The sequence below is a fragment of the Rhodanobacter sp. FW021-MT20 genome, assembly GCF_041107475.1.
GTDB classification, from domain to species: Bacteria; Pseudomonadota; Gammaproteobacteria; order Xanthomonadales; family Rhodanobacteraceae; genus Rhodanobacter_A; species Rhodanobacter_A glycinis.
Genome location: NZ_JBGBPX010000001.1, coordinates 164,095 through 186,807, shown reverse-complemented (window position 1 = coordinate 186,807; position 22,713 = coordinate 164,095). Strand labels below are relative to the sequence as shown.

Annotated in this window: 20 protein-coding genes; 10 read left to right on the top strand and 10 right to left on the bottom strand. The window is 66.7% G+C overall.

The window, feature by feature from the left end:
- The first annotated feature begins 3 nt into the window (after positions 1–3).
- The 4 genes from AB7849_RS00920 (at position 4) to AB7849_RS00905 (ending at position 4,853) form a co-directional block, all read left to right on the top strand.
- On the top strand, positions 4–816 hold the full coding sequence (locus AB7849_RS00920; RefSeq protein ID WP_081491696.1) for a TorF family putative porin: 813 nt from the start codon (positions 4–6) through the stop codon (positions 814–816).
- A gap of 73 nt (positions 817–889) precedes the next feature.
- Positions 890–1,462 carry a potassium-transporting ATPase subunit KdpC gene (kdpC, locus tag AB7849_RS00915; protein WP_008208473.1) on the top strand — a complete coding sequence of 191 codons (573 nt, stop codon included), beginning with the start codon at positions 890–892 and terminating at the stop codon, positions 1,460–1,462.
- 26 nt (positions 1,463–1,488) lie between these two features.
- The gene (locus AB7849_RS00910; RefSeq protein ID WP_008208475.1) at positions 1,489–4,152 is read left to right on the top strand and encodes a sensor histidine kinase; all 2,664 of its coding nucleotides are present in this window, start codon (positions 1,489–1,491) and stop codon (positions 4,150–4,152) included.
- Positions 4,149–4,853 carry a response regulator gene (locus AB7849_RS00905; RefSeq protein ID WP_008208477.1) on the top strand — a complete coding sequence of 235 codons (705 nt, stop codon included), beginning with the start codon at positions 4,149–4,151 and terminating at the stop codon, positions 4,851–4,853. The genes AB7849_RS00910 and AB7849_RS00905 overlap by 4 nt, the downstream gene beginning before the upstream one ends.
- A 98-nt stretch (positions 4,854–4,951) precedes the next feature.
- Here the strand turns inward: AB7849_RS00905 and AB7849_RS00900 are convergent, their stop codons facing one another.
- Positions 4,952–5,473, bottom strand: a complete 522-nt coding sequence (locus AB7849_RS00900; RefSeq protein ID WP_037098349.1) for a mismatch-specific DNA-glycosylase — start codon at positions 5,471–5,473, stop codon at positions 4,952–4,954.
- Positions 5,457–6,152, bottom strand: a complete 696-nt coding sequence (locus tag AB7849_RS00895) for an ATP-binding protein (protein ID WP_008208481.1) — start codon at positions 6,150–6,152, stop codon at positions 5,457–5,459. The genes AB7849_RS00900 and AB7849_RS00895 overlap by 17 nt, the downstream gene beginning before the upstream one ends.
- A 262-nt stretch (positions 6,153–6,414) precedes the next feature.
- Here AB7849_RS00895 and rng point away from each other — a divergent pair, with 262 nt between their 5' ends.
- The 3 genes from rng (at position 6,415) to tldD (ending at position 13,649) form a co-directional block, all read left to right on the top strand.
- Positions 6,415–7,893: a ribonuclease G gene (rng, locus tag AB7849_RS00890; RefSeq protein WP_092704029.1), complete on the top strand. Its 1,479-nt coding sequence runs from the start codon at positions 6,415–6,417 to the stop codon at positions 7,891–7,893.
- 108 nt (positions 7,894–8,001) lie between these two features.
- The gene (locus AB7849_RS00885; RefSeq protein WP_369500484.1) at positions 8,002–11,991 is read left to right on the top strand and encodes a YhdP family protein; all 3,990 of its coding nucleotides are present in this window, start codon (positions 8,002–8,004) and stop codon (positions 11,989–11,991) included.
- 218 nt (positions 11,992–12,209) lie between these two features.
- Complete coding sequence (tldD, locus tag AB7849_RS00880) at positions 12,210–13,649, top strand: metalloprotease TldD (RefSeq protein ID WP_008216119.1); 1,440 nt, start codon at positions 12,210–12,212, stop codon at positions 13,647–13,649.
- Positions 13,650–13,718: 69 nt separating this feature from the next.
- Here the strand turns inward: tldD and AB7849_RS00875 are convergent, their stop codons facing one another.
- From AB7849_RS00875 to AB7849_RS00850, 6 genes are all read right to left on the bottom strand, one after another.
- The gene (locus AB7849_RS00875) at positions 13,719–14,384 is read right to left on the bottom strand and encodes a DUF2894 domain-containing protein (RefSeq protein WP_008216118.1); all 666 of its coding nucleotides are present in this window, start codon (positions 14,382–14,384) and stop codon (positions 13,719–13,721) included.
- The gene (locus AB7849_RS00870) at positions 14,374–15,015 is read right to left on the bottom strand and encodes an OmpA family protein (protein ID WP_008216115.1); all 642 of its coding nucleotides are present in this window, start codon (positions 15,013–15,015) and stop codon (positions 14,374–14,376) included. Before AB7849_RS00870 ends, AB7849_RS00875 begins: the two co-directional genes overlap by 11 nt.
- Positions 15,012–17,108, bottom strand: a complete 2,097-nt coding sequence (locus AB7849_RS00865) for a DUF802 domain-containing protein (protein WP_369500483.1) — start codon at positions 17,106–17,108, stop codon at positions 15,012–15,014. The genes AB7849_RS00870 and AB7849_RS00865 overlap by 4 nt, the downstream gene beginning before the upstream one ends.
- On the bottom strand, positions 17,089–17,808 hold the full coding sequence (locus AB7849_RS00860) for a DUF3348 domain-containing protein (RefSeq protein WP_008216111.1): 720 nt from the start codon (positions 17,806–17,808) through the stop codon (positions 17,089–17,091). The genes AB7849_RS00865 and AB7849_RS00860 overlap by 20 nt, the downstream gene beginning before the upstream one ends.
- Before the next feature lie 154 nt (positions 17,809–17,962).
- A complete protein-coding gene (gene yjgA / locus AB7849_RS00855) occupies positions 17,963–18,556 on the bottom strand; it encodes a ribosome biogenesis factor YjgA (RefSeq protein ID WP_008216109.1) in 594 nt (197 codons plus the stop codon).
- 28 nt (positions 18,557–18,584) lie between these two features.
- Positions 18,585–18,827 carry a DUF1653 domain-containing protein gene (locus AB7849_RS00850; protein ID WP_008216108.1) on the bottom strand — a complete coding sequence of 81 codons (243 nt, stop codon included), beginning with the start codon at positions 18,825–18,827 and terminating at the stop codon, positions 18,585–18,587.
- A gap of 100 nt (positions 18,828–18,927) precedes the next feature.
- On the opposite strand from AB7849_RS00850, the gene pmbA reads away from it, so the two are divergent.
- The 3 genes from pmbA (at position 18,928) to AB7849_RS00835 (ending at position 21,446) form a co-directional block, all read left to right on the top strand.
- Positions 18,928–20,295, top strand: a complete 1,368-nt coding sequence (gene pmbA / locus AB7849_RS00845; RefSeq protein ID WP_008216107.1) for a metalloprotease PmbA — start codon at positions 18,928–18,930, stop codon at positions 20,293–20,295.
- 93 nt (positions 20,296–20,388) lie between these two features.
- Positions 20,389–20,841: a DUF4870 domain-containing protein gene (locus tag AB7849_RS00840; RefSeq protein WP_037102205.1), complete on the top strand. Its 453-nt coding sequence runs from the start codon at positions 20,389–20,391 to the stop codon at positions 20,839–20,841.
- 182 nt (positions 20,842–21,023) lie between these two features.
- The gene (locus tag AB7849_RS00835) at positions 21,024–21,446 is read left to right on the top strand and encodes a DUF4870 domain-containing protein (protein ID WP_092704011.1); all 423 of its coding nucleotides are present in this window, start codon (positions 21,024–21,026) and stop codon (positions 21,444–21,446) included.
- A gap of 113 nt (positions 21,447–21,559) precedes the next feature.
- Here the strand turns inward: AB7849_RS00835 and AB7849_RS00830 are convergent, their stop codons facing one another.
- Both AB7849_RS00830 and AB7849_RS00825 read right to left on the bottom strand, forming a co-directional pair.
- A complete protein-coding gene (locus AB7849_RS00830) occupies positions 21,560–22,450 on the bottom strand; it encodes a polyprenyl synthetase family protein (RefSeq protein WP_369500537.1) in 891 nt (296 codons plus the stop codon).
- Positions 22,434–22,691: an exodeoxyribonuclease VII small subunit gene (locus AB7849_RS00825; protein ID WP_008216097.1), complete on the bottom strand. Its 258-nt coding sequence runs from the start codon at positions 22,689–22,691 to the stop codon at positions 22,434–22,436. Before AB7849_RS00825 ends, AB7849_RS00830 begins: the two co-directional genes overlap by 17 nt.
- Positions 22,692–22,713: the final 22 nt, after the last annotated feature.

Here is a 22,713-nt window from a genome sequence, read left to right as displayed (position 1 = left end):
GCCATGTCGTTATCCAGATGCGTGATGAGCGTGGTGTTGCTGGGATCCGTCGTCGACGGTGGCGCGTTGGCGGAAGATGCGCCAGTCGCTCCGGTGACCGGCAATGTCGCGCTGGTCACCGACTACGTGTTCCGCGGCCTGACCCAGAGCTGGGGTCATCCCGCGATCCAGGGCGGCGCCGACTACGCCAGCCCGAATGGCTTTGCCGCCGGTTTCTGGGGTTCGAGCATCAGCGACCGCAGCTACCCCGGCGGTTCGATGGAGCTTGATCTCTACGCCAGCTATGGCCATGCGATCGGCAGCGACTGGTCGTGGCGCGCCGGGCTCTACGGTTATCTCTATCCCGGCGCCAACCTCGACCACGCCGGACTCGCCCCGCGTTCGCTGAATACCGTCGAGGCGAATGCCGCGCTGAGCTGGAAGTGGCTCACGCTGAAGTACAACCGGGCGCTTACCGATTATTTCGGCATCGACGTGGAGCAGGGCTATCGCGGCAATTCGAAGGGCAGCGTTTATCTGCAACTGGATGCCGCCATTCCGCTTGGCGAGCGCTGGAGCCTGGCCTTGCATGCGGGGCATGCGCATTACGCCACCACGCTGGTCACACCACTGGCCAGTGGCACCCGCGACCCCGATTACAGCGACGTCGGTGCCACGCTGGCCTATCAGCTTGACCGGCACTGGTCGCTGAGCGGTGGTCTGGTACATGCCGGCAACGGCGCGTTCTATCGGCACACGCCCAGCTTCCTGGACGCCCGCGATACGCGCAACGTGGGCGGCACGCGCGGCTTCCTGATGCTGCAGGGACATTTCTAGTGCGATCGATCCACGATCGCGAAGCATCCCGTGCGGCCATCCATGCCGCACTTTCCAGATAAGCGGAATCCTTATGAGCAAGCTACTGCGTCAATCCTTCCTGTTGCTGCTGGTGATGACGGTGGTCACCGGTTTGATCTATCCACTGGCCGTCACCGGCGTGGCACAGTTGATCTTCCCGCACCAGGCCAACGGCAGCCTGGTCGTGAAGGATGGTCGACCGGTCGGCTCCGCCTTGATCGGGCAATCCTTCACCGACCCGAAGTACTTCTGGGGCCGACCATCGGCGACCACGCCGATGGCCGATAACGGCATGGCTTCGGGTGGCTCCAACCTCGGCCCCTCGAATCCGGCGCTGACCGCGGCGGTAAAACAGCGTATCGATGCCTTGCACAAGGCGGATCCCGGCAACCATGCGCCGGTGCCGGTGGACCTGGTCACCGCGTCCGGCAGTGGTCTCGATCCGCAGATCAGCCCGGCCGCCGCGCAGTACCAGCTGGCGCGCGTGGCACGCTTGCGCGGCTTGCCGGTCGCACGGGTGCAGTCGCTGGTCCGCGAGTACACCAGCGGCCGTCAGCTCGGCGTGCTGGGCGAGCCGCGCGTGAATGTGCTGGAGCTGAATCTTGCCTTGGATGCATTGCGGTAAAGTCTCCCCATGAACGGTGGTTGCCCATGAGCGATGCCCGCGAGGTTCGCGCCGATGCCTTGCTCAGCACCACGCGCGAGGAAGCGCAGCAGCGCCTGAAAGTCTTCCTCGGCGCGGCGCCCGGCGTGGGCAAGACCTACGCCATGCTTTCGGCTGCGCGCGAGCTGAGGCGGCAGGGCGTGGACGTGGTGGTGGGGCTGGTCGAGACGCATGGGCGCACGGAAACCGCGGCCTTGCTGGAGGGCATGGAGCTGCTGCCGCGTCGCGTGGTGCGGCATCGGGATCGCGACCTGGAGGAATTCGACCTCGATGCGGCGCTGGCGCGCAAGCCGGCCGTGCTGCTGGTGGACGAGCTGGCCCATCGGAACATGCCGGGCAGCCGTCACGAGCGGCGCTGGCAGGACATTGCCGAACTGCTCGATGCCGGCATCGAGGTCTACACCGCGCTCAACGTGCAGCACCTGGAAAGCCTCAACGACCAGGTACGCCGCATCACCGGCATTACCGTGCGCGAAACGGTGCCTGATGCCTTTCTCGATCGCGCGCGCGACATCATGCTGGTCGACCTGCCGCCGCGCGAACTGATCGCGCGGCTAAAGCAGGGCAAGGTGTACATGCCGGAGACCGCCGCGGTGGCGCTGGACGCGTTCTTCGCGCCGACCAATCTCGCCGCGTTGCGCGAGCTGGCGGTGGATACGGTGGCCTCGCATGTCGAGAGCGACCTGCGCGAGCACATGCTGGCGCGCGGCAGCGCCATGCCGGTGCGTCGCCGCGTGCTGGCGGCCATCGACGGTCATCCGCAGAGTGAATACTTGGTGCGCGTGGCGCGGCGCATCGCCGAGCGGCGAGGGGCGCCATGGAGCGTGGCTTACGTCGACACCGGTGGCGTCGTCGACCCGGTCCGCCGCGAATGCATCGAGGCGGCGACGCGGCTGGCACGCCGGCTCGGCGGGGATACGATCATCCTGCGCGGGCACGGTATCGCGGATGAATTGCTGGCCTGTGCCGATCGCGAGGGCGTGGGCCAGATCATCCTCGGCCGCACGCGCGAGCGGCCGATCGCACGCATGCTCGGCCGCTCGCTGACCCAGCAACTGCTGCGTCGCGGCATCCATCTTGAACTGACCATCATCGCCACGCCGGCGGAGCGCGCGCGTGCACGGCGTCGGGCGCACCTGCCAGGCGGCCTCGGCTCGCGCGCGGAATACCTGCAGGCCACGCTGACCACCTTCGCGGCCCTCGGCATTGCCTTCTTTGCCGAGCTCTACCTGTCGGTGGCGAACCTGTCGCTGGTCTTCCTGACAGCGGTATTGGTCGTTGCGGTAAGAACGCGCATGGCAGTAGCCGTCTATACGGCCATACTCTGTTTTCTTGGCGACAACTTCTTCTTCGCGCCGCCGCGCTACACGCTGGCGATCGCCAATGCGGACGACGTGTTGACGGTGTGCCTGTTCTTTGTCGCGGCGCTGGTCTGCAGTCGGCTGGCCACGCGCGTGGCCAGCCAGGTGGAGTCCTTGCACATGGCCCAGGCACGGGCCCGCGTGATGGTCGAACTGGGCCAGCGCCTGTCGGTCAGTGCCGATGCCGACGGTGTCCGTCAGGCGGGTACGCGAGCGCTGGCGCAGGCACTGGGCGTGGATGCCGCGATCCTTGCGCGCGATCCGGCGCAGGTGTTGCAGCCGGCGGCCATGGCGCCGCACGCGTTCGAATTGTCGGTGCAGGACAGTGCCGCCGCCGACTGGTGCGAGCAGCATGCCGAGGCCGCGGGGCGTTTTACCGGCACGCTCAATGGCGCCGCCTGCTGGATGCTGCCACTGGGTAGCGAGGACCGGCGCCTTGGCGTGGCCGCGCTGCGTTTCGGATCGGGCGAACGCGAGCCTGATCCGGATCGGCGCAACCTGGCATTCGCGATGGCACAGGACATCGGCCAGGCACTGGAGCGTGCGCGGCTGGCCGGAGAGCTGGAGACTGCGCGCGTGCAGGGCGAGACCGAACGCCTGCGCAACGCGCTGCTGTCGTCGGTCTCGCACGACTTGCGCTCGCCGCTGGCGTCGATGATCGGCGCGGCCGGTACGCTGTCCAGTTACGCGGAACAACTGCCGCGCGAGGAACGCCAGCAACTGCTGGACGCGATCCTCGGCGAAGGCCAGCGGCTGGATCGCTACATCCAGAACCTGCTCGACATGACCCGGCTCGGCCACGGCACGCTCAAGCTCAATCGCGACTGGGTCGACGTCGCCGAGATCGTCGCTGCCGCCGTGACGCGCCTGCGCAAACTGTTCCCCGAGTTGCGCCTGGATACCGCGTTGTCGTCCGACACGCTGCTGCTGTACGTGCACCCGGCGCTGATCGAACAGGCGCTGTTCAACATCCTTGAAAATGCCGCGCGCTTCTCGCCCCCCGATGAGCCGGTGCGCGTCGGCGTGCATGTCGTGGGCGAGCAGTTGCATATCGATGTCAGCGATCGCGGCCCCGGCATTCCCGAAGACGAACGCGCGCGCATCTTCGACATGTTCTATTCGGTGGCCCGCGGCGACCGCGCGCCGCAAGGCACCGGCCTTGGCCTGGCCATTTGCCGCGGCATGATCGGTGCGCATGGCGGCAATGTGGAAGCCTTGCCGGGCGAGGCCGGTGGCACCACCATTCGCATCGCCTTGCCGCTGCCGGCGGCGCCCGAGCCGAATCCATGAATGCCTCTTCCCCGCGTGTGCTGGTGATCGACGACGAGGTGCAGATCCGTCGTTTCCTCGACATCGGCCTGCGCGCCGAGGGCTATCAGGTGCTGCTGGCCGGCACCGCCGTCGAAGGCCTGGCGCTGGCAGCCACACAGTCGCCCGACCTGGTCATCCTCGACCTGGGCTTGCCCGACCGCGAAGGTCACGAGGTGCTGGCCGAGCTGCGCCAGTGGAGTCAGGTACCCGTGTTGATGCTGTCGGTGCGCGATGCCGAAAGCGAGAAGGTGCGCGCGCTGGACAACGGCGCCAACGATTACGTGACCAAGCCGTTCGGCATCCAGGAATTGATGGCGCGTCTGCGCGCCTTGCTGCGCCGGCAGGTCACGGTGGGCGAGTCGTCGGACATGCCGCCGCGCTACGACGACGGCCGTCTGGTGATCGACCAGGTGCGCCGCGAGGTGCTGCTCGATGGCACGCCGCTCTCGCTGACCCGCAAGGAATACGCCGTGCTTGCCATGTTGTTGCAACATGCCGGCCGCGTGGTCAGCCAACAGCATCTGCTGCGCGAGATCTGGGGTGCCAGCCACGTGCAGGACACCCACTACCTGCGCATCGTGCTCGGCAAGCTGCGCCAGAAACTCGGCGACGATGCGGCTGCGCCGCGCTGGTTGAAGACGGAGCCGGGCGTGGGTTATCGATTCCTGCTGCAGGAGTGATGGCGGAACATCGGCGCGAGGTGGGTGCCGAAGCGATCATCGGCGCATGACGTGTTTCCGTACACCCGAAGACTGGCAGCGATCACGGGATGGCGTGGTTACCGGGTGCGTTCAAGGGCGAACTGCGTTGCCAGTGCGCGCCACGGTGCGATGCTCCAGTGCCCACGTGCCTGTCCCGAGGGTGAGGGCAGCACGAACACGCGGGTCGTGCCGAGGGTCTCGTCCTGCAAACCGTAACAGGCGATGGCATGGCCGAGCGCGGCACGCGCCGCGTTCTTGCTGGTGAAGGCGAGCAGGCGTGGTGCGTGGCGTTCGATCTTGGCGATGAGCGACGGCACGTCGAAGGCATCGCGCGGCAGCTCGTTGTCGTTGCCACTGTGGCGCTTGGCCAGGTCGGTAAGGCCGATGCCGTAGTCGGGCAGGCAGGGGAATTCGTGTGGCGCGAACTGGCGCGGGGTGAGGCCGGCTTCGAACAACGCACGCCAGAACAGGTTGCCGGGGTGGGCGTAGTAAGCGCCTTCGGCGGCGGAACGCTTGCCGGCCGCGGTGCCGCAGAACACCAGTGTCAACCCGGCTTGCAGCACGTCCGGAAGAATCGGTGCTTCAAGCCTGCGTGGCATCGTCGTCGAGCAGGAAGTCGGTGAACTGGAAGCGCCCGTCGCGCAGCACGGATTCGCCACGACGCAGTTTCAGCGGATGGCGGAACAGCGGACCGCCGAAGCTGATGGTGTGGAATTCGCCGCGCTCGCCGCAGGGGTCGACGCCGCTGGGCAATGCGTCGAGCAGCGCACGGTCGAAATCGCGGCCGCAATGGCTGGCGTCGAGCTGCTGCGTATCCACGCAACACAGCGCGGCACGGTGGCCCTCGGCGACAAGGCGCTGCGACAGGGCGGTGGTGTCCTCGCCCCATAGCGGAAAGTGCGCGCGCCAGCCGCCGCGGCCGAGCTGGCGGATGCGGTAATCGCGCACGTCTTCCAGGAACAGATCGCCGAACGCGCAGTAGCGCAGGCCGGGCCAGCGTTGCTGTGCTTCGGCCAAGGCGGCGGCATGGGCGTCTTCATAGGCTTCGTTGCTGCCGGGCCAGTCCATCGCGGCCTCGATCAGCGGCAGCCCGAGCGCGTCGGCCTGGGCCAGCAGCACATCGTGGCGAATGCCGTGCATGGCAATCCGGCCGTAGGTGCGGTTGACCGTGGTGAGCAGGCCCACCAGTTGCCATTGCGGATCGGCGCGCAGCCGCTGCAAGGCCATCAGGCAGTCCTTGCCGCCACTCCAGGCGAGGATGATCGGGGTACGGTTCATCCGGCCACTTTAACCCGGCAGCGTGGCCAGCTTCAGTCGCGCCGCACGTGGTAACTGAACCGGTCGGTATGCGAACGGCCGGCGGATGGCCCGGGATGCTCTGCTTGGTTCGTTCAGCTTGGTCGCGTCGGGGCGCTTTCACTCTGTGCCTGGAAGTGACGTGGCACCGCCCTGCGGTTGCCGGAGCAGCGGACCGTGCAGTGCGCATCGACAGTTTGCGCACGCTACCGCTATAAAGGTGGACATTGAGTTGGAGTGTCCGGTGAGCGAAGAAATCCTGATCAACGTGACTCCGCGCGAAACCCGCGTCGGGGTGGTCGAGAATGGCATGTTGCAGGAGGTGCACGTCGAACGTGCTTCCCGGCGGGGCTATGTCGGCAACATCTACAAGGGGCGCGTGCAACGGGTGATGCCGGGCATGCAGGCGGTGTTCGTGGAGATCGGGTTGGAACGGGCGGCGTTCCTGCACGCCTCGGACATCGTGCGGCCGACCCTGCCCGAGGGCGTCGAGCCCAATGGGCACGGCAATGGCCATGTGCCGTCGATCAGCGAACTGGTGCACGAAGGCCAGGAAATCGTGGTGCAGGTGGTGAAGGACCCGATCAGCACCAAGGGCGCGCGGCTGTCCGCGCACCTGTCGATTCCGTCGCGCTACCTGGTGCTGCTGCCGCATGCGAAGACGCTGGGCATTTCCGCGCGGATCGAGGACGAGGTCGAACGCCAGCGCCTGAAGGACGTGCTGACCCCGCTGATCGGCGAGAACCCGTTGGGTTACATCGTGCGCACCAATGCCGAAGGGCAGAGCGCCGAATCGCTGGCCTTCGACGTGACCTACCTGGGCAAGGTCTGGCGCGTGGTGCAGGAGAACATCGCCCGGGCGAAAGTGGGTGAGCGCGTGTACGAGGAACTGTCGCTGCCGCTGCGCAGCCTGCGCGACTCGCTCAACGAGGGCATCGAGAAGGTGCGCGTGGATTCACGCGAAACCTTCGAGAAGGTGGTCAAGTTCGTGCACAAGTTCATGCCCAGCCTGGACGACCGCGTGGAGCATTACGACGGCGAGCGGCCGATCTTCGACCTGTACGGCGCCGAGGACGAGATGCAGCGCGCGCTGAGAAAGGAGGTGCCGCTGAAGTCCGGCGGCTACCTGATCGTCGACCAGACCGAGGCGATGACCACCATCGACGTGAACACCGGTGGCTATGTCGGCTCGCGCAACCTGGAAGAAACCGTCTACCGCACCAATCTGGAGGCGGCGCAGGCCGCAGCGCGCCAGCTGCGGCTGCGCAACCTGGGCGGCATCATCATCATCGACTTCATCGACATGGTGGACGAGGAGCATCGTCGCCAGGTGCTGCGCATGCTGGAAAAAGGCCTGGCACGCGACCACGCCAAGACCACGGTGTATCCGATGTCGGCGCTGGGCCTGGTCGAGATGACCCGCAAGCGCACCACCGAGAGCCTGGAGCGCCAGTTGTGCGAGCCGTGCCCGGTCTGCGCCGGTCGCGGCACGATGAAAACCGCCGAGACGGTGACCTACGAGATTTTCCGCGAGATCACCCGTGCGGTGCGCCAGTTCAATGCCGAGAAATTGCTGGTGATGGCCAGCCCCAACGTGGTCAACCGGATTCTGGAAGATGAATCCATTGCCGTGGCCGAACTGGAAGAGTTCATCTCCAAAAGCATACGCTTTCAGGCTGAAGAGCATTATTCACAGGAACAGTTTGATGTTGTCTTGCTTTGAGCCCGTTCGTGGCCCCCGGCTGCATTGCGCCGGAAGCCGTGTACGGGCGGGACAGGGAAGGTTCGCAAGCATGAGCAGATTTGCCGGGTCCGGTAGAGACCTCCGGGCATGAACGTGTCGTGGCAACACCGCCTGCACCGCTGCGCGCGGGCGCTGGGCTGGACGGCTGGCGTACTGGTGATCGTGCTGGCGATCTCGGCGGCGCTGGCGCAGGTGCTGTTGCCGCTGCTGGCGCGTCATCCGCAGTGGGTGGCCGCACAGCTCAGCGAGCGGCTGCACCGACCAGTCAGCTTCAATTCGCTGGAAGGGCGCTGGCAGCCGTCCGGGCCGTTGTTCGTGATGCACGACGTCACCATCGGCGTGGGTCAGGGTGAAACCGGCAGTCCGCTGCATATTCCCCAGGCGGCGTTGAAGCTCGACTTCGGTGGCTGGCTGCTGCCGTCGCGGCATCTGCTCAATTTGCGTGCGCGTGGCCTGCAACTCGACCTCAGCCACGACGCCGATGGCGCGTGGCACGTCAACGGCATCGGCGTGGCCGGTGGCAAGGATCGACAATCCACCTCGTTCGGGCGCTTGTCGCTGGGGCTGTGGTTGAGCGATGTACGGCTGGACATCGCCGATGCACGCACCGACAAGCACTACACCCTGATCGCCGATGCACTGCGGTTGAGCCGCCAGGGCAGCACGATCCGCGTTGGCGCGCTGCTGCACCGGGTGGATGCGGCTGGCAACGTGCGCGGTGCGGGGCGCTTCCGCGACGACGGCAGCAGCGGACGCTTGTGGCTGTCGGCGCATGATGCCGACCTGCACAAACTGCTCGACGGTATCGACATGGGTGGGTACCAGGTGGATGCCGGCTATGGCAGCGTGTCCACCTGGCTGGACTGGAAGCGCGGCAAGGTGGTGCGCAGCCTGGCCCGACTCGACCTCACCGATGTAGTGGTTGGCAACCCGCAGGGCGGCAAGGCCAGCGTGCCGTCGGTGCATGCCACGGCCGACGTGCGCGGCATTCCCGGCGGTTATGCGCTGCGCTGGGCCGGCGACACCTCCGGCGCGCTGGCGCTGAACCTGCTGTACCCGGGCACGCCGCAGGCCAGCATCGCGGCCGCCGCAAGCGACCTGCAACTGGCGCCCTTGCTGCCGTGGCTGGCATTGAAGCCGAAACTCTCGCCGGCATTGGCCGATTGGCTGGGCCAGGGCCATCCGCACGGTTTGCTGGAAGAGGCCTCGCTGCGCTGGAGCCAGACCGCCGGATTGCAATCGCTGACGGTGGATTTCAACGACCTTGGCATCGATGCCGCCGGCACACTGCCGGGTGTGGATCGTCTGCAGGGCACGCTGCGTGGCGATGCCGAGGCGATCTCGCTGGAGCTGCCGGCGCAAGCCACCACGCTGCGTTTCCCGCATGTGTTCCGCCAGCCGTTCGTGATGGCGAAGCTGGGCGGCACGCTGGCGTTCTGGCAGGGCGATGACGATTGGCACATCGGCGTGGCCGGGCTGGATTTCGAAGGGCAAGGCTTCGGCGGTTCGGCGCGTGGCGAGATGGACCTGCACGACGCGGGCGGCGCCCCGTTCCTGGACATGTACGTGCACCTTGCGCATGCCGATACCGCGGCAGCCAAGCTGTTCTGGCCGATCAACGCGATGCCGGCGGGCACCGTGAAGTGGCTGGATGACGCGCTGGTCAGTGGCACGGTGGACGACGCTGACGTGCTGGTGCGCGGCGACCTGAAGGACTGGCCGTTCCATCACAACGAAGGGCGCTTCGAAGCCCATGCCGAGCTCAGCGACCTGACCTTCGATTACGGCAAGGACTGGCCGCAGGCCCAGGGCATCCATGCCACCGCGTATTTCATCGACAACAGCATGCTGGTGCAGGCCGATGCGGGGCAGTCGCTGGGCGTGAAGGTGGACAAGGCGGTAGCGCTGATTCCCGACTTCGGCCATGGCGTGCTCGATCTCAACATCAACGGCGGCGGTAGCAGTGCCAGCCTGCTGGATTTCGTGCGCAAGAGTCCGATCGGCAGTCGCCAGGCCGATGTGCTGTCCAAGTTCAAGCTGGGCGGCAGCAGCAGTTTCAACTTCCACTTGTCGCTGCCGCTGGCCGACGCGGCGGACTTCACCCTGGCGGGCAACGCGCAGTTCAAGGACATGGACGTGAATGCGCCGGACTGGAGCCTGAAACTGGACAAGCTCAGCGGCCCGGCGACCTTCGATGGCCACGGTTTCCACGCCGGCCCGCTGACCGGGAGTGCCCGCGGCGAGCAGTCCACGCTCGACCTCGCGATTGCCGGTGCCACCGGTGATCCATCCACCGTGGTGTCGGCAAAGCTCAGCGGCAATTACAGCGTGGCCGAATTGCTGCAGGGCTACCCGCAGTTGAGCTGGCTTGGCGACATTGCACACGGCAAGAGTGATTTCAGCATCGGCTTCGACATCACCAAGCCGGCCGGCGGCAATGGCCCCGTGGCGCAGACCTTGAGCGTCGACTCGCCACTGACCGGCATCGCGCTCGATTTTCCCGTGCCCTTGAAAAAGGCCCCCGCCGACACCGGTTTGCCGCTGCATCTGTCGATGAGCATGCCGGTGGCCGGCAGCGACCTGCAGGTGGCCATGGGCGATGCGATGCGCGGACGTTTCCGCCTGCCTGCCGGCGACCAGCAGCCCTTGGCGGCCACCCTGGCTTTCGGCACTCAGATGCCGGCGCTCGACACGTTGCCGGCCAAGGGAATGCGGATTCGCGGTCAGGCCGACCAGCTCGATGTCACCGGTTGGGTGCAGTACTCGATGGCGGGCAACAGCAGCGGCGGACCGGGGCTGGAAAGCATCGACATCGGTGCCAGCCATGCCCGCTTGTTCGGCCACGATTTCGCGAGCATGCAGATCAAGGCCGTTCCGAAGGGCGACACGTTGGGCATCGATGTCGACAGCAAGGCCATGTCCGGCCATTTCGACGTGCCGACGACCGACTTGAGCAAACGCGGCATCACCGCGCGGCTGAAGCGGCTGTACTGGCCCAAGGAAACCTTCTCGACCGGCAACGGCAAGGGAACGGCCACCCCTGCATCCGATCCGGCCAACACCGGCATCGATCCCGCCGCGCTGCCGCCGTTGCACATGGTGGTGGGTGACCTGCGGCTGGGCGACGCCAACCTGGGCCAGGCGCGACTGGAAACCTGGCCGACGGCGAAAGGCATGCACATCGACCAGTTGCGGGCGTTGTCGCACAGCGTGCAGGTCAGCGGAAGCGGCAACTGGGACGGCACCGCCACCAACAGCCACACCCACATGCGCATCGACTTTGCCGCCGACAACCTTGGCGACATGCTTTCCGCGTTCGGTTTCGATCACATCTTCAGCGGCGGCAAGACGCATGACGAGCTGGATGCCACCTGGCCCGGGGCGCCATCGTCACTCGAACTGGCGAACATGGACGGCAAGCTCAGCATCGACGTCAGCAACGGCCGCATTCCCGACCTGGCACCGGGCGTGGGGCGCCTGTTCGGCCTGATTTCGGTGGGCGAATTGCCGCGGCGGCTATCGCTGGATTTCGGCGACGTGTTCGGCAAGGGGTTGGGCTTCGACTCGATTACCGGCGACTTCGCCCTGGCCAACGGCAATGCGGTGACCCACAACCTGAAGATCCGCGGCCCCGCCGCCGAAATCAGCATCGATGGGCGCACCGGTCTGCGCGCGAAGGACTACGACCAGCAGGTGACCGTGGTACCGCATCTGGGCAACAGCCTGCCGGTGGTCGGCGCGGTGGTGGCCGGGCCGGTGGGCGTGGCGGCCGGACTGGCCGTGCAGGGCCTGCTCGGCAAGGGCTTGAACCATGCCGCGTTGCGCCGTTATCACGTCACCGGCAGCTGGTCCAAGCCGGTGATGACCCTGGTGGAAAAGCGCGATTTGCCCACGTCACAGGCGGTGCCCGCGCCATCCGGGAGCACCGCGCCGGCACCGGCCATTTCCACGCCGTCCCGGCCGGCAAGTTCCGCGCCGGCGCAACCGGCGGCCACTCAGCCGGTGGCGCCGCCGGCCACGACGCGGGGTACCGGAACCACGCCAGCCGCAGCCGCTTCAGCCGGCGGTCCGCCGTGATCGCGCCACGCGCAGGCTTTAAGCTTCACTTTTCGCCCATATCTCCATCTCATGACGCCGTCATTCCAGCGAAGGCTGGAATTTAGTCAGGTACTCGTGCGAAGCACACACACCTTGTTTCGTGTGCTTCGCACGGCATTTTCACTGGATTCCGGCCTGCGCCGGAATGACGGCAACGACTTTCCCGCGCTTTTCCAACACTCCAACCGGTACCGCCCATGGATTCCCTGATCGCCCAGGCCGAAAACCGCCTGCTTGCCCCCGGCGGCCTCGCCACCGGCGACCTTGATCGCGTGTTTTCCCAGCTGATGGGGCCGTCGATCGACGCCGCCGACCTGTATTTCCAGCATTCGCGCAGCGAGTCGTGGTTGCTGGAAGAGGGCATCGTCAAGGACGGCAGCCACTCCATCGAGCAGGGTGTGGGCGTGCGTGCGATCAGCGGCGAGAAGACCGGTTTCGCCTATTCCGACGAGATCGTGCTGCCGCAGTTGCTGGACGCCTCGCGCGCCGCGCGCGCCATCGCGCAGGACGGTCACGGTGCCGGCAAGCCGCTGGCCTTGAACGGGGCGCGCCAGCTCTATCCGGCCATCGATCCGGTGGAAAGCCTGCCCAATCCCGACAAGATCGCGCTGCTGCGCGAAGTGGATGCCTATGCGCGCTCGCGCGATCCGCGGGTGCAGCAGGTCATCGTCAGCCTCGCCGCCACCATGGATACCGTGCTGATCGCCGCCTCCGACGGCACCCTGGCCGCCGACGTGCGCCCGCTGGTGCGCTTGTCCGTGCAGGTGATCGCCGAAGCCAACGGCCGCCGCGAGCAGGGCCATGCCGGCGGCGGTGGCCGTTACGGGTATCGCGAACTGATCGAGAACGGTCGCGCCATGGCCTTTGCCGACGAGGCCGTGCGCCAGGCGCTGGTGAATCTTGAGGCGGTCGACGCGCCGGCCGGCCAGATGACCGTGGTACTCGGGCCCGGCTGGCCCGGCGTGCTGCTGCACGAGGCGATCGGCCATGGCCTGGAGGGCGACTTCAACCGCAAGGGCAGCTCCGCCTTCGCCGGCCGCATGGGCCAGCGCGTGGCCGCGCCCGGCGTCACCGTGGTCGACGACGGCACCTTGCAGGGTCGCCGCGGCTCGCTCAGCGTGGACGACGAAGGCACGCCGACCGAATGCACCACGCTGATCGAGGACGGCATCCTCACCGGCTACATGCAGGACAAGCTCAACGCGCGCCTGATGGGCATGGCGCCCACCGGCAACGGCCGCCGCGAATCCTTCGCGCAACTGCCGATGCCGCGCATGACCAACACCTACATGCTTGGCGGCAAGGCCGATCCGGAAGAAATCATCCGCTCGGTGAAGAAGGGCTTGTACGCACCGAACTTCGGTGGCGGCCAGGTCGACATCACCAACGGCAAGTTCACCTTCTCCGCCAGCGAGGCGTACCTGATCGAGGACGGCAGGATCACCCGCCCGGTGAAGGGTGCCACGTTGATCGGCAGCGGCCCCGAAGTGCTCAACCGTGTCTCCATGATCGGCAACGACATGAAGCTGGACGACGGCGTTGGCGTCTGTGGCAAGGATGGCCAGAGCGTGCCGGTCGGTGTCGGTCAGCCGACCCTCAAGATCGACTTGATGACCGTGGGCGGCACGGCGTCGTAAGCGCTTTCAAACGGGGTGCGACTCGCGCCACTTCGTGCCGCGAGGAGTGAGCTTGCCGTTGTTGGCGCGCTACTCGCGTGGCTCGGTTTTTGGCTTGCTCCTAGTGCGTTTCCTGGCGCTGCCGGAGCGGGTGGTGGCCGGTGTCGACGATGCACTTCCGGCGAGCTGCTCCAGCCACGACAAATCGTCGATATAGGCCAGGAAGTGCGCCAGGTAATCCGGTGAAAGGGAACGCATTAGCGTCACGGAACGATGCACCAGGATCGCCGAGCTGAGCGGGCCGCCATGGGCGGGAGCCTGCTCACGCACCTGTTGCAACTGGCTCTGCGCGTGCAATCGCGACCAGGTTTTGCGGAAGGTATCGAGCGCCGGCAACTCCGGGATGGCGCTGGTGTTTGCGGTCTCGCCACCCTGTTCGTCACCGTTGCCCGGTCGCTGCGCATGCCTGGTGATCTGGTCGACCAGCTCGCCCAGCGGCCCGCGCGCCGGTGTCGAGGAAACAGTCGTGGTTGCCGGTTTTTCAGCGACATCCGTCGGCTCGTTGAGCCCTTCGGCATAACGATCCATCAGTTGGCGCAATCGTGCTTCCAGCCATTGATGCGTGGCGCCGGTGTGGTTGGCCAGGCGTCGTTCCAGCGCGTCGATGAGATGGAAGCGCCATGGCTCCGCCGCATGCGCTTGTTGCGCACGCCATGCCTCGATGGTCGCGCGCGGGGATGCGGGTTTACGGCTCATGGCCAGAGGCCGATGGCTTCGGAATCGGGGCGATTTCCACGCGTCGGTTCCTGGCGCGGCCCGTGTCGCTGGCGTTGGAACTGACGGGCTCCTGCGAGCCGAATGCGGCCGCAAACAGCGAGTCGGCGGGCACGCCGTCGGCAATCAGCGCGCGGGTGACCGTCAGCGCGCGTTCGGCCGAAAGCTCCCAGTTGTCGGCGAAGCGGCGGTTGCCGTCGTGCACCGGCTGGTCGTCGGTGAAGCCGCTCACCATCAGGATCTCGTTGCGCGACTGCAGGTAGCGCGAAAGCGGCTGCGCCAGGCTCTGCAGCAACTCGCGGCCGGCCGGCTGAAGCTGGTCGGAGTTGAGCGCAAACAGCACATTGCCGCGAATGCCGATGCGCCCGTGCACCAAGGTGATGCGACCGGCCGCCAGCGGTACCGCCAGCGCATGCTCCAGGCTGATCCGGCGCTGGGCTTCGGCGTGTTGTTGCCGGACCGCTTCGTCCAGCTTGTGCGAAAGCTGCAGTTGCATGCCGATCACGCCGACCAGGATCAGCACGAACGCGCCCAGCAGCACCGACATCAGGTCACCGAACGCGGCCCAGATGGGTGTCTCGGTGCCGGCTTCGATTTCGATCTCGTCGCTCATGCCGAGGCGTCCGCCGCAGCTCCTTGCTGGCGGCCCAGCCGTTGCATGTCCTCGATGATCTGTTTTTGCGAGAGCACGCTCAGGTCGACCACTTCGCGCGCCTGTGCCACGTAGTAGGCCAGTTGCTCATCGCTGCGGGTCAACGAGGTATCCAGTGCGCCGGCAATCTGTTGCAGGCGCTCCATCAAGGCTTCGTTCGACGCGCTGTACAGCGCGACGCCGGTACCGAAGGCCTCGCCCAGGCTGGCCACTTCCACGGCGCTGCCGCCGAGCTGGGCCGCGACGGCGTCGAGCTTGCCGGTTTCGTCGGCGATCCGTTCGCTGAAACGGCTGCCGACGCGGTCCAGCAGGTCGGCCGAGGTGGTGACCAGGGCGTCGATGGCCGAACGCTGTTCGGTGGACGCATGATTCACCGCGTCCAGCAGCGTTTCCAGCGTGGCCAGCAGGCGGCTGCGTTCCTCCAGCATGCCGGTGTCGCGGGCCATGCTGTCGGAGAGTTTCTGGCGCAGCTCGGCGACCACTTCCGCGGCGACCCGCGGTGCTTCGGATGCCGCGTCCACCAGCCGCGAAATCTCGGCGATGGTGGCGTTGGCGTGCGTTTGTGCCTGGGCCGACATGTCGTTGGCGGTGCGCGCCAGCGTGTCGCAAATCGCCTGCTGCTGCTCGCTGGCGAGTTCACTGGTTTGTTGCCATTGCCGGTTCAGCGTGGCGCTGATCGCATCGAGCTTTTCCGACCATGCCGACAGTCGCTGCTGGTCGCGTGATTCCAGCGTCGACTGCAGGTCGGCATGCGACTGGTTGACGCCACGAACCAGCGACGTCGCATGTTCTTCGAAGCTGGCGGCGGCGAGGGTCAAGGCTTGCTGGTGGCGGTCCGCCAGCGCCTGGTTCACGGTCTGCTGTTGCGACAGCGCATCGTGCAGGGCCTGCGCGGCATGGCTTGCCGTGGTATCGAGACGCGCCGAAACACTGTCCAGCAAATCGGCCGAGCGCCGCTCGAAGGTCGTCGCAAATTGCTCCAGCGATCCGCGCAGATCATCCGCCTGCTGCGCGTGGGTCTGCCGTTGCCGGGCCAGCGCGTCATTCCAGATCGCCGTGACCGTTTTGCTGGTGGTTTCAAAGCCGGCCGACAGGTTTTCCGACTGCTGACGCAACGCTTGCGCCACCGTCTCGTGTTGCGTCGTCGTTGCCTGCGTGATGCCGGTCATGGTGGTGGCCACGATCGGCTGCAGTGCTTCGGCGGTGGCGCGGGCGCCTTCGGCGAGCGTGTCCTTCAACGACTGTTCCATCGACGAGGCGAGGCGCGCAAAGCTCGCTTCGGTAGCCGTGTGGAAGCTGGCCTGGCTGGCCAGTTGCCGTTCGCTGGCTGCCACGTTTTGCTGCTCGATGGCGGCCATCATGCCTTGCAGGCGTTCCACCAGCGTGGGCATCAGCTCGGTCTGCTGCTGCAGCAACTTGAAGGCTTGTTCGCGTTGATGGGCCTGGGAATGGATGCGCAGGGTCGTGCCGATTTTTACATCCAGCTGCTGTACCACCTGCGTCCGTTCGCGCCGACACAGCGCCGAAAGCAGCCCGAGCATCGCCGAGCTGGCCACGCCGGCGATCGAGGTGCCGAACGCAAACGCCAGGCCGTTGACCGGTGCGGCGAGCGAGCCGCGGATGGCCTGCAGATCGGTGGCGCTTTGCAGTGCGGTGCCGGTGCCGCGCAGCGTGGCCATCATGCCCAGCAGCGTGCCCAGCATGCCCAGCAACACCAGCAAGCCGACCAGATACGAGGTCAGCGCCGGCGCTGGCAGGCCGACCCGTTCACCCTCGATGCGCAGCCGCACCGCATGGCGCAGGCTGGGATGCAGGCGGCCCAGCCACTCGCCGAGGGAGCCGGCTTCCGGCGATACATCGGCCACGGCCTGTCGCAGCGAGGCCGTGGCCGCGCGATAGCGAAACAGTTCCCAGGCGCCGGTGAGATAGCTGGCAGCAATGACTGCCGCGACCGCCGCCCCCAGCGGATTGGCGCCCACGTAACCCACGCCGATCCAGCAGACCACGGCCAGACCCGCGAGGAACACGAGGAGATCAAGAAGGCGTTTGAACATGACTTTCCTGTTGATGGGTCCGAAGCGCGGCAAGCAGCGCCTCGACCGGTTGAAAGCGGACATCCAGCTCGGCGAGCAGCACGCTGCGCATGTCGTTGCGAAAGATTCCCCGCCATGCGTCGTCGGCGCCAGGCGGGTGGTTCGATGCCTGGCGCGACGCCCGACACAAGCGGTCGAAATGATCGCCCAGCAACCCCGGCACGCGAGCCAGCAACGACTGCTCGCGCGGGCTCAGCGCCCGCTCCAGCGCCGCGTCCACTTCCGCAAGCCGGGCCATGTCGCCCGAACGTCGTGCCAGCATGTCGCGCAACCGGCCGCGCAGCGCGCCGGTGGCCGCTTGCATGGCCCGTTGCCGGCCGAGGTAGTGCTGGCGAAACGGCGTGTAATCATCCGCGGCAAAGGCCTTGGCGTTGCCGCGTTGCAGCGCTGCGGTCTGCACCATCGACTCGGCAAGCGTGGCCCGCATGCGCGCGCACTCGGCTTCCTCTGCGGAGTCGAACGCCGGCCCGTCATCGTCAACCGGCGGCGGCTCGTCATCCAGTGCACTGGACAGCACCAGCGACTGCTTCCAGTCCAGCCACGAGCTCAACCGATCGGACAGCGATTCACCGCTGGCCCGCACATCCATGTCGCAGAGGCGCGCCAGCAAGCGGATGAACGTGGGACCGCGAATCGTCGCCTGTCGATGAGGTTGAATCATTACGGGTGGCGAAAAATCAGCCATTTTACACCCGAAGGGAAGGGTGGTCGGTGGCTTGGGGCTGAACCAGCGCCAGGGCCGCGGATGACCATTGCCGGAGCGGCCGACGTCGCTGCGGCAAGGTGCGGGCGCCCCTGAGGGAGCCGCTACACGTTTACGCGTCCGGCGAGGTGGCGTCGTCGTCGGGAAGGGAGGCTTCGCTCGAATCGTCGGGCCTGGACAGGCCCTTCAACAGCTTGAAAATTTCCCGGTACGCCTTCGGTGGCTTGTTCGGGGTGATCTTCTCGACGCGGGCCTGGCGGATCAGCGAGCGCAGGTGCTGGCGGTCGATCCCGGGATGCTGGTCGAGCAGGGTGGACAGGGCGGCGTCGCCATCGTCGTCGATCAGCCGTTCGCGCAACGCTTCGAGGCGGTGCATCGCGGCGGTTTCCTGGCGCTGCTTGTCACGGTTCTCGCCGAGTTCGGCGCGCACGCTGGCGAAGTCCGCGTCGTCGTAGCGACGCATGACCTTGGCCAGGAAGGCGAGCTGGCGCTTGCGCGCGCCGTGCGCGGTGATGCGGCGGGTGTTGTCGATTTCGCGCAGCACATCGTCGGGCAGATCGAGCTTTGCCAGCCGGCTGGACGGCAGTTCGACCAGTTGCCCGGCCAGTTCCAGTACGGCGAGTGCGTCGCGGCGTTGCTGGGTGCGGCTGGGGCCGTAGTCCTCGTCGTCGAGTTCGGTCTGGTTGCGGCTGCGGCTCGGGCTCACGATGTCGGTTCCGGAAGGTGGGGCAGGATCAGCTGGATGGGGTGTCGTCGGGGGAACTGTCGGCCTGTTCCAGTGCAAAGCGCAGGATCGGCTCGCCATCCAGTTCGACGGTTTCGGCAAACATGGCGGCGGGACGTACCCACAGGCCGCGTTCGCCGTACAAGGCCTGGTAGACGACCAGTTCTTCCAGCGTTTCGCTGTGGTGGGCAATGCCCAGTACGCGATAACGCTGGCCCTTGTAGTGGCGGTAGATACCGGCAATGGTAGGCATGACCGGCCTCCCGACTGGCTCTTTGCAAACGGCCGCGATGCCCCCATGTCGGAAGGTCTCGCGGTACATGCCGCCCATTCTACCTGTCAGGAAGCCCTACGTGAGCGCAACTGCCCTTTCCGCCGATCGCAGCCAGCAGGATCTCGACCGTTTGTCCGGCCTGGCCGAGGACGTGATTCGCCGTGCCCGTGCCGCGGGCGCAAGCCAGGCCGAGGTGTCGGCCAGCATCGACACCGGCTTGAGCGTGAACGTGCGCCTGGGCGAGGTGGAGACGGTGGAGCACACGCGCGACCGCGGTTTCGGCCTCACCGTGTATTTCGGCCAGCGCAAGGGCTCGGCCAGCACCGCCGACCTGAATCCGGATTCGATCCAGGCCACGCTGGACCAGGCCTGCGCCATCGCGCGATTCACCGAGGAAGATCCGGCCGCCGGCCTGGCTGACGCGGCGCGCATGGCCACCGCCTTTCCCGAACTGGACCTGTGGCATCCGTGGGCCATCGACACTGCCGATGCCATTGCGCTGGGGCAGCGGATCGAAGGTGCCGGGCGCGCGCACGCCGGCATCACCAATTCCGATGGCGCGAACGTGCAGATGGGCGAAAGCGTGTCGGTGTATGCCAACTCGCACGGTTTCGTGGGATGCGAACGCGGCACGCGGCACGGGCTGTCGCTGTCGCTGATCGCGGGCGAAGGCGAGCACATGCAGCGCGATTACTGGTACGACAGCGTGCGTGCCGCCGACGATTTCATGGATGCGCAGGCGCTGGGCGACAAGGCGGCCGAGCGCACCCTGTCACGGATGGGTGCACGCAGCCTGTCCACGCGTGAATGCCCGGTGCTGTTCGCGCCGGAGCTGGCGCGCGGGCTGATCGGTCACCTGGTCGGCGCGGTGAGCGGCGGGGCGCTGTACCGCCGCGCCAGCTTCCTGCTCGACCACGCGGGCAAGGCCATCATGCCGGGCTGGCTGAATATCGTGGAGCAGCCGCACCTGCTGCGCGGCAAGGCCTCCGGCAATTTCGACGCGGAAGGCGTGGCCACCCGCGACAGCGCGCTGGTGGAAGGCGGCGTGCTGGCGCGTTACGTGCTCGGCAGTTATTCCGCGCGCAAGCTGGGCCTGTCCTCCACCGGCAATGCGGGCGGCATCCACAATCTGATCGTGAAGCCGGGTGCAAGCGACGGCGAGGCGGGCGACTTCGGCGCGATGCTGCAACGCCTGGGCACCGGCCTGCTGCTCACCGAGGTGATGGGCCAGGGCGTCAACGGCATCACCGGCGATTATTCGCGCGGCGCGGCCGGTTTCTGGGTGGAAAACGGGCTGATCACCTATCCGGTCGAGGAAATCACCATCGCGGCGAACCTGCGCGACATGTTCGCCGGCATCCGCGCCGTGGGCACGGATGTCGATCCGCGCTCGCACATCCTCACCGGTTCGATCCTGGTCGATCGGATGACGGTGGCGGGCGAATAGGTACACCTGCACTGCCTTGCCGGCGCGCGGCTTGCTAGGATCGGCCTACCGGCATGGGGCCGGCCATGTACACGAGTCCACAGGAGGCGTTCCATGAGCGTTCCGCCCGAGTCCGCTGTACCACCCCCGTCACCACCATCCCCGCCACCGCAAGTGCCGCCGTCCGGCGCGTTGCCATCGGAAGAGCGTACCTGGGGCATGCTGGCCCACCTGTCGTCGTTGCTGGGCGGTTTGCTTACTGCCGCGTTCGGTGGCGGCTGGGGCTGCTTCATCGGCCCGCTGATCGTCTGGCTGGTGAAGAAGGACACCATGCCGTTCGTGGACGATCAGGGCAAGGAGGCGCTGAACTTCAACATCACCGTGGCGATCGCGTTCCTGGTCCTGCTGCTGTTGTCGGTGGTGACTTTCGGCATCGGCTTGCTGATCGCGATTCCGCTGTGGGTGATCATCGGCATCGCATGGCTGGTGCTGACCATCGTGGCGTCGGTGAAGGCCAACGAGGGCGTGCGCTACCGTTACCCGTTCACGCTGCGCCTGATCAAGTAAGCCCGGCCAGGCGACGCAGCCCCCGTCGGCCAGGGCGGCGACGGGGGCTTGGCTGTTGTCGTTTCCAGGCGCCGCGCGGACGCCAGGTTGCAGTGCTTTCGACACTCGGAAACGGCGGCTGCGCTTGCTAGGATCGTTCGTATCGGCCTGCGCCGACCTTCCGACCGACGAGGATATGCGCCATGAGCGTTCCACCCGAATCCGCCGTACCGCCGCCATCACCGGATGACGTGCCGCCGCCTCCGATCGGCCCTTCGCGCGAGGAGCGCCAGTGGGCGTTGTTTGCCCACCTTTCCGCACTGCTTGCCGGCCTGCTGACCGGGCACTGGCTGGGCGTGGGCTGTTTCATCGGGCCGCTGATCATCTGGCTGGCGAAGCGCGAAGGCATGCCGTTCGTGGACGACCAGGCCAAGGAGGCGCTGAACTTCAACATCACCGTGGCCATCGCGGCGCTGGTCTGCGGTTTGCTGATGTTCGTGCTGATCGGTTTCGTGTTGCTGCCGATCCTGGGCGTGCTGTGGCTGGTCTGCGTGATTCTTGCCGCGATCAAGGCGAACGAGGGCGAGCGTTACCGTTATCCGTTCGCGCTGCGGTTCATCAAGTAGGCGGCAGGGCTTTGGAACCGGTGGCTGCGTCGCGGCCACCGGTTCGTTCTCCTGATGCTTGATCCGGCATGTCGCGAAGCGCGCTGCGGGATGCTCCGCCTCGCGGGTATCGCTCAGCGCATGCGTTGCGCCGCGTAGTGCGCCAGCTCGCGCAGCAGCATGCCGCGTTCGCCGAACGGCGTCAGTGCGGCCAGTGCTTCGTCGACCAGTTCGGCCAGGCGCGCGCGTGAGGCATCGAGACCGATGATCGTGGAGAAGGTGGGCTTGTCGGCGGCGGCGTCCTTGCCGGCGGTCTTGCCGATCACGCTGGATTCGCCTTCCACGTCGAGGATGTCGTCGCGCACCTGGAACGCCAGGCCTACGGCGGCGGCGCAGCGGTCGAGTGCGGCCAGTGCATCCTCGTTGGCGCCGGCGCTGAGCGCGCCCATGCGCACGGAGGCGCGGATCAGTGCGCCAGTCTTGCAGGCGTGCATGTGTTCCAGTTCGGCCAGGCTGAGCTTGCGCCCGACCGCGGCCAAGTCCAGCGCCTGGCCACCGGCCATGCCCTCGGCACCGCAGGCGGCGCCGAGTACGCGCAACATGGCCATGCCACGCGTCGAGTCGGGGCTGTCATCGGCAAGAATCTCGAAGGCCAGTGCCTGCAACGCATCGCCGGCGAGGATCGCCATGGCCTCACCGAATACCACGTGACAGGTGGGGCGGCCGCGGCGCAGGTCGTCGTCGTCCATGGCCGGCAGGTCGTCGTGCACCAGCGAATAGGCGTGGATCAATTCCACCGCGCAGGCGGGGGCATCCAGTTCGGGGCCGTCGTGACCCAGCGCGTGGCCGGCGGCGTAGACCAAGAGCGGGCGCAGTCGCTTGCCGCCGCCGAGCACGGCATAGCGCATGGCGCGATGCAATTCGGGTGGCGAGCGATCTTCGGCGGGCAACATCCGATCCAGCGCCTGTTCGGCGCGGGTGATCAGGGCTTGCAGGGCGGGGCCGAGTTCAGCGTTCGGGTTCAAACGGTTCGGCACTTTCGGGAGCATCGGGATCCAGCAGCAGGCGCACGCGCAGTTCGGCTTTTTCCAGTGACTGCTGGCATTGGCGATAGAGACCGATGCCACGCTCGAACGAGGCCAGCGAATCGTCCAGGCTCAGGTCGCCGCCCTCCATCTTCGCGACCAGTTGTTCGAGTTCGTCCAGCGAGTGCTCGAAATCGGCGGCCGGGGCGGTTTTGGCGGTGGTGGAAGCGGACTTGGCCATGGGCCGCAACGCTAGCGCAGCA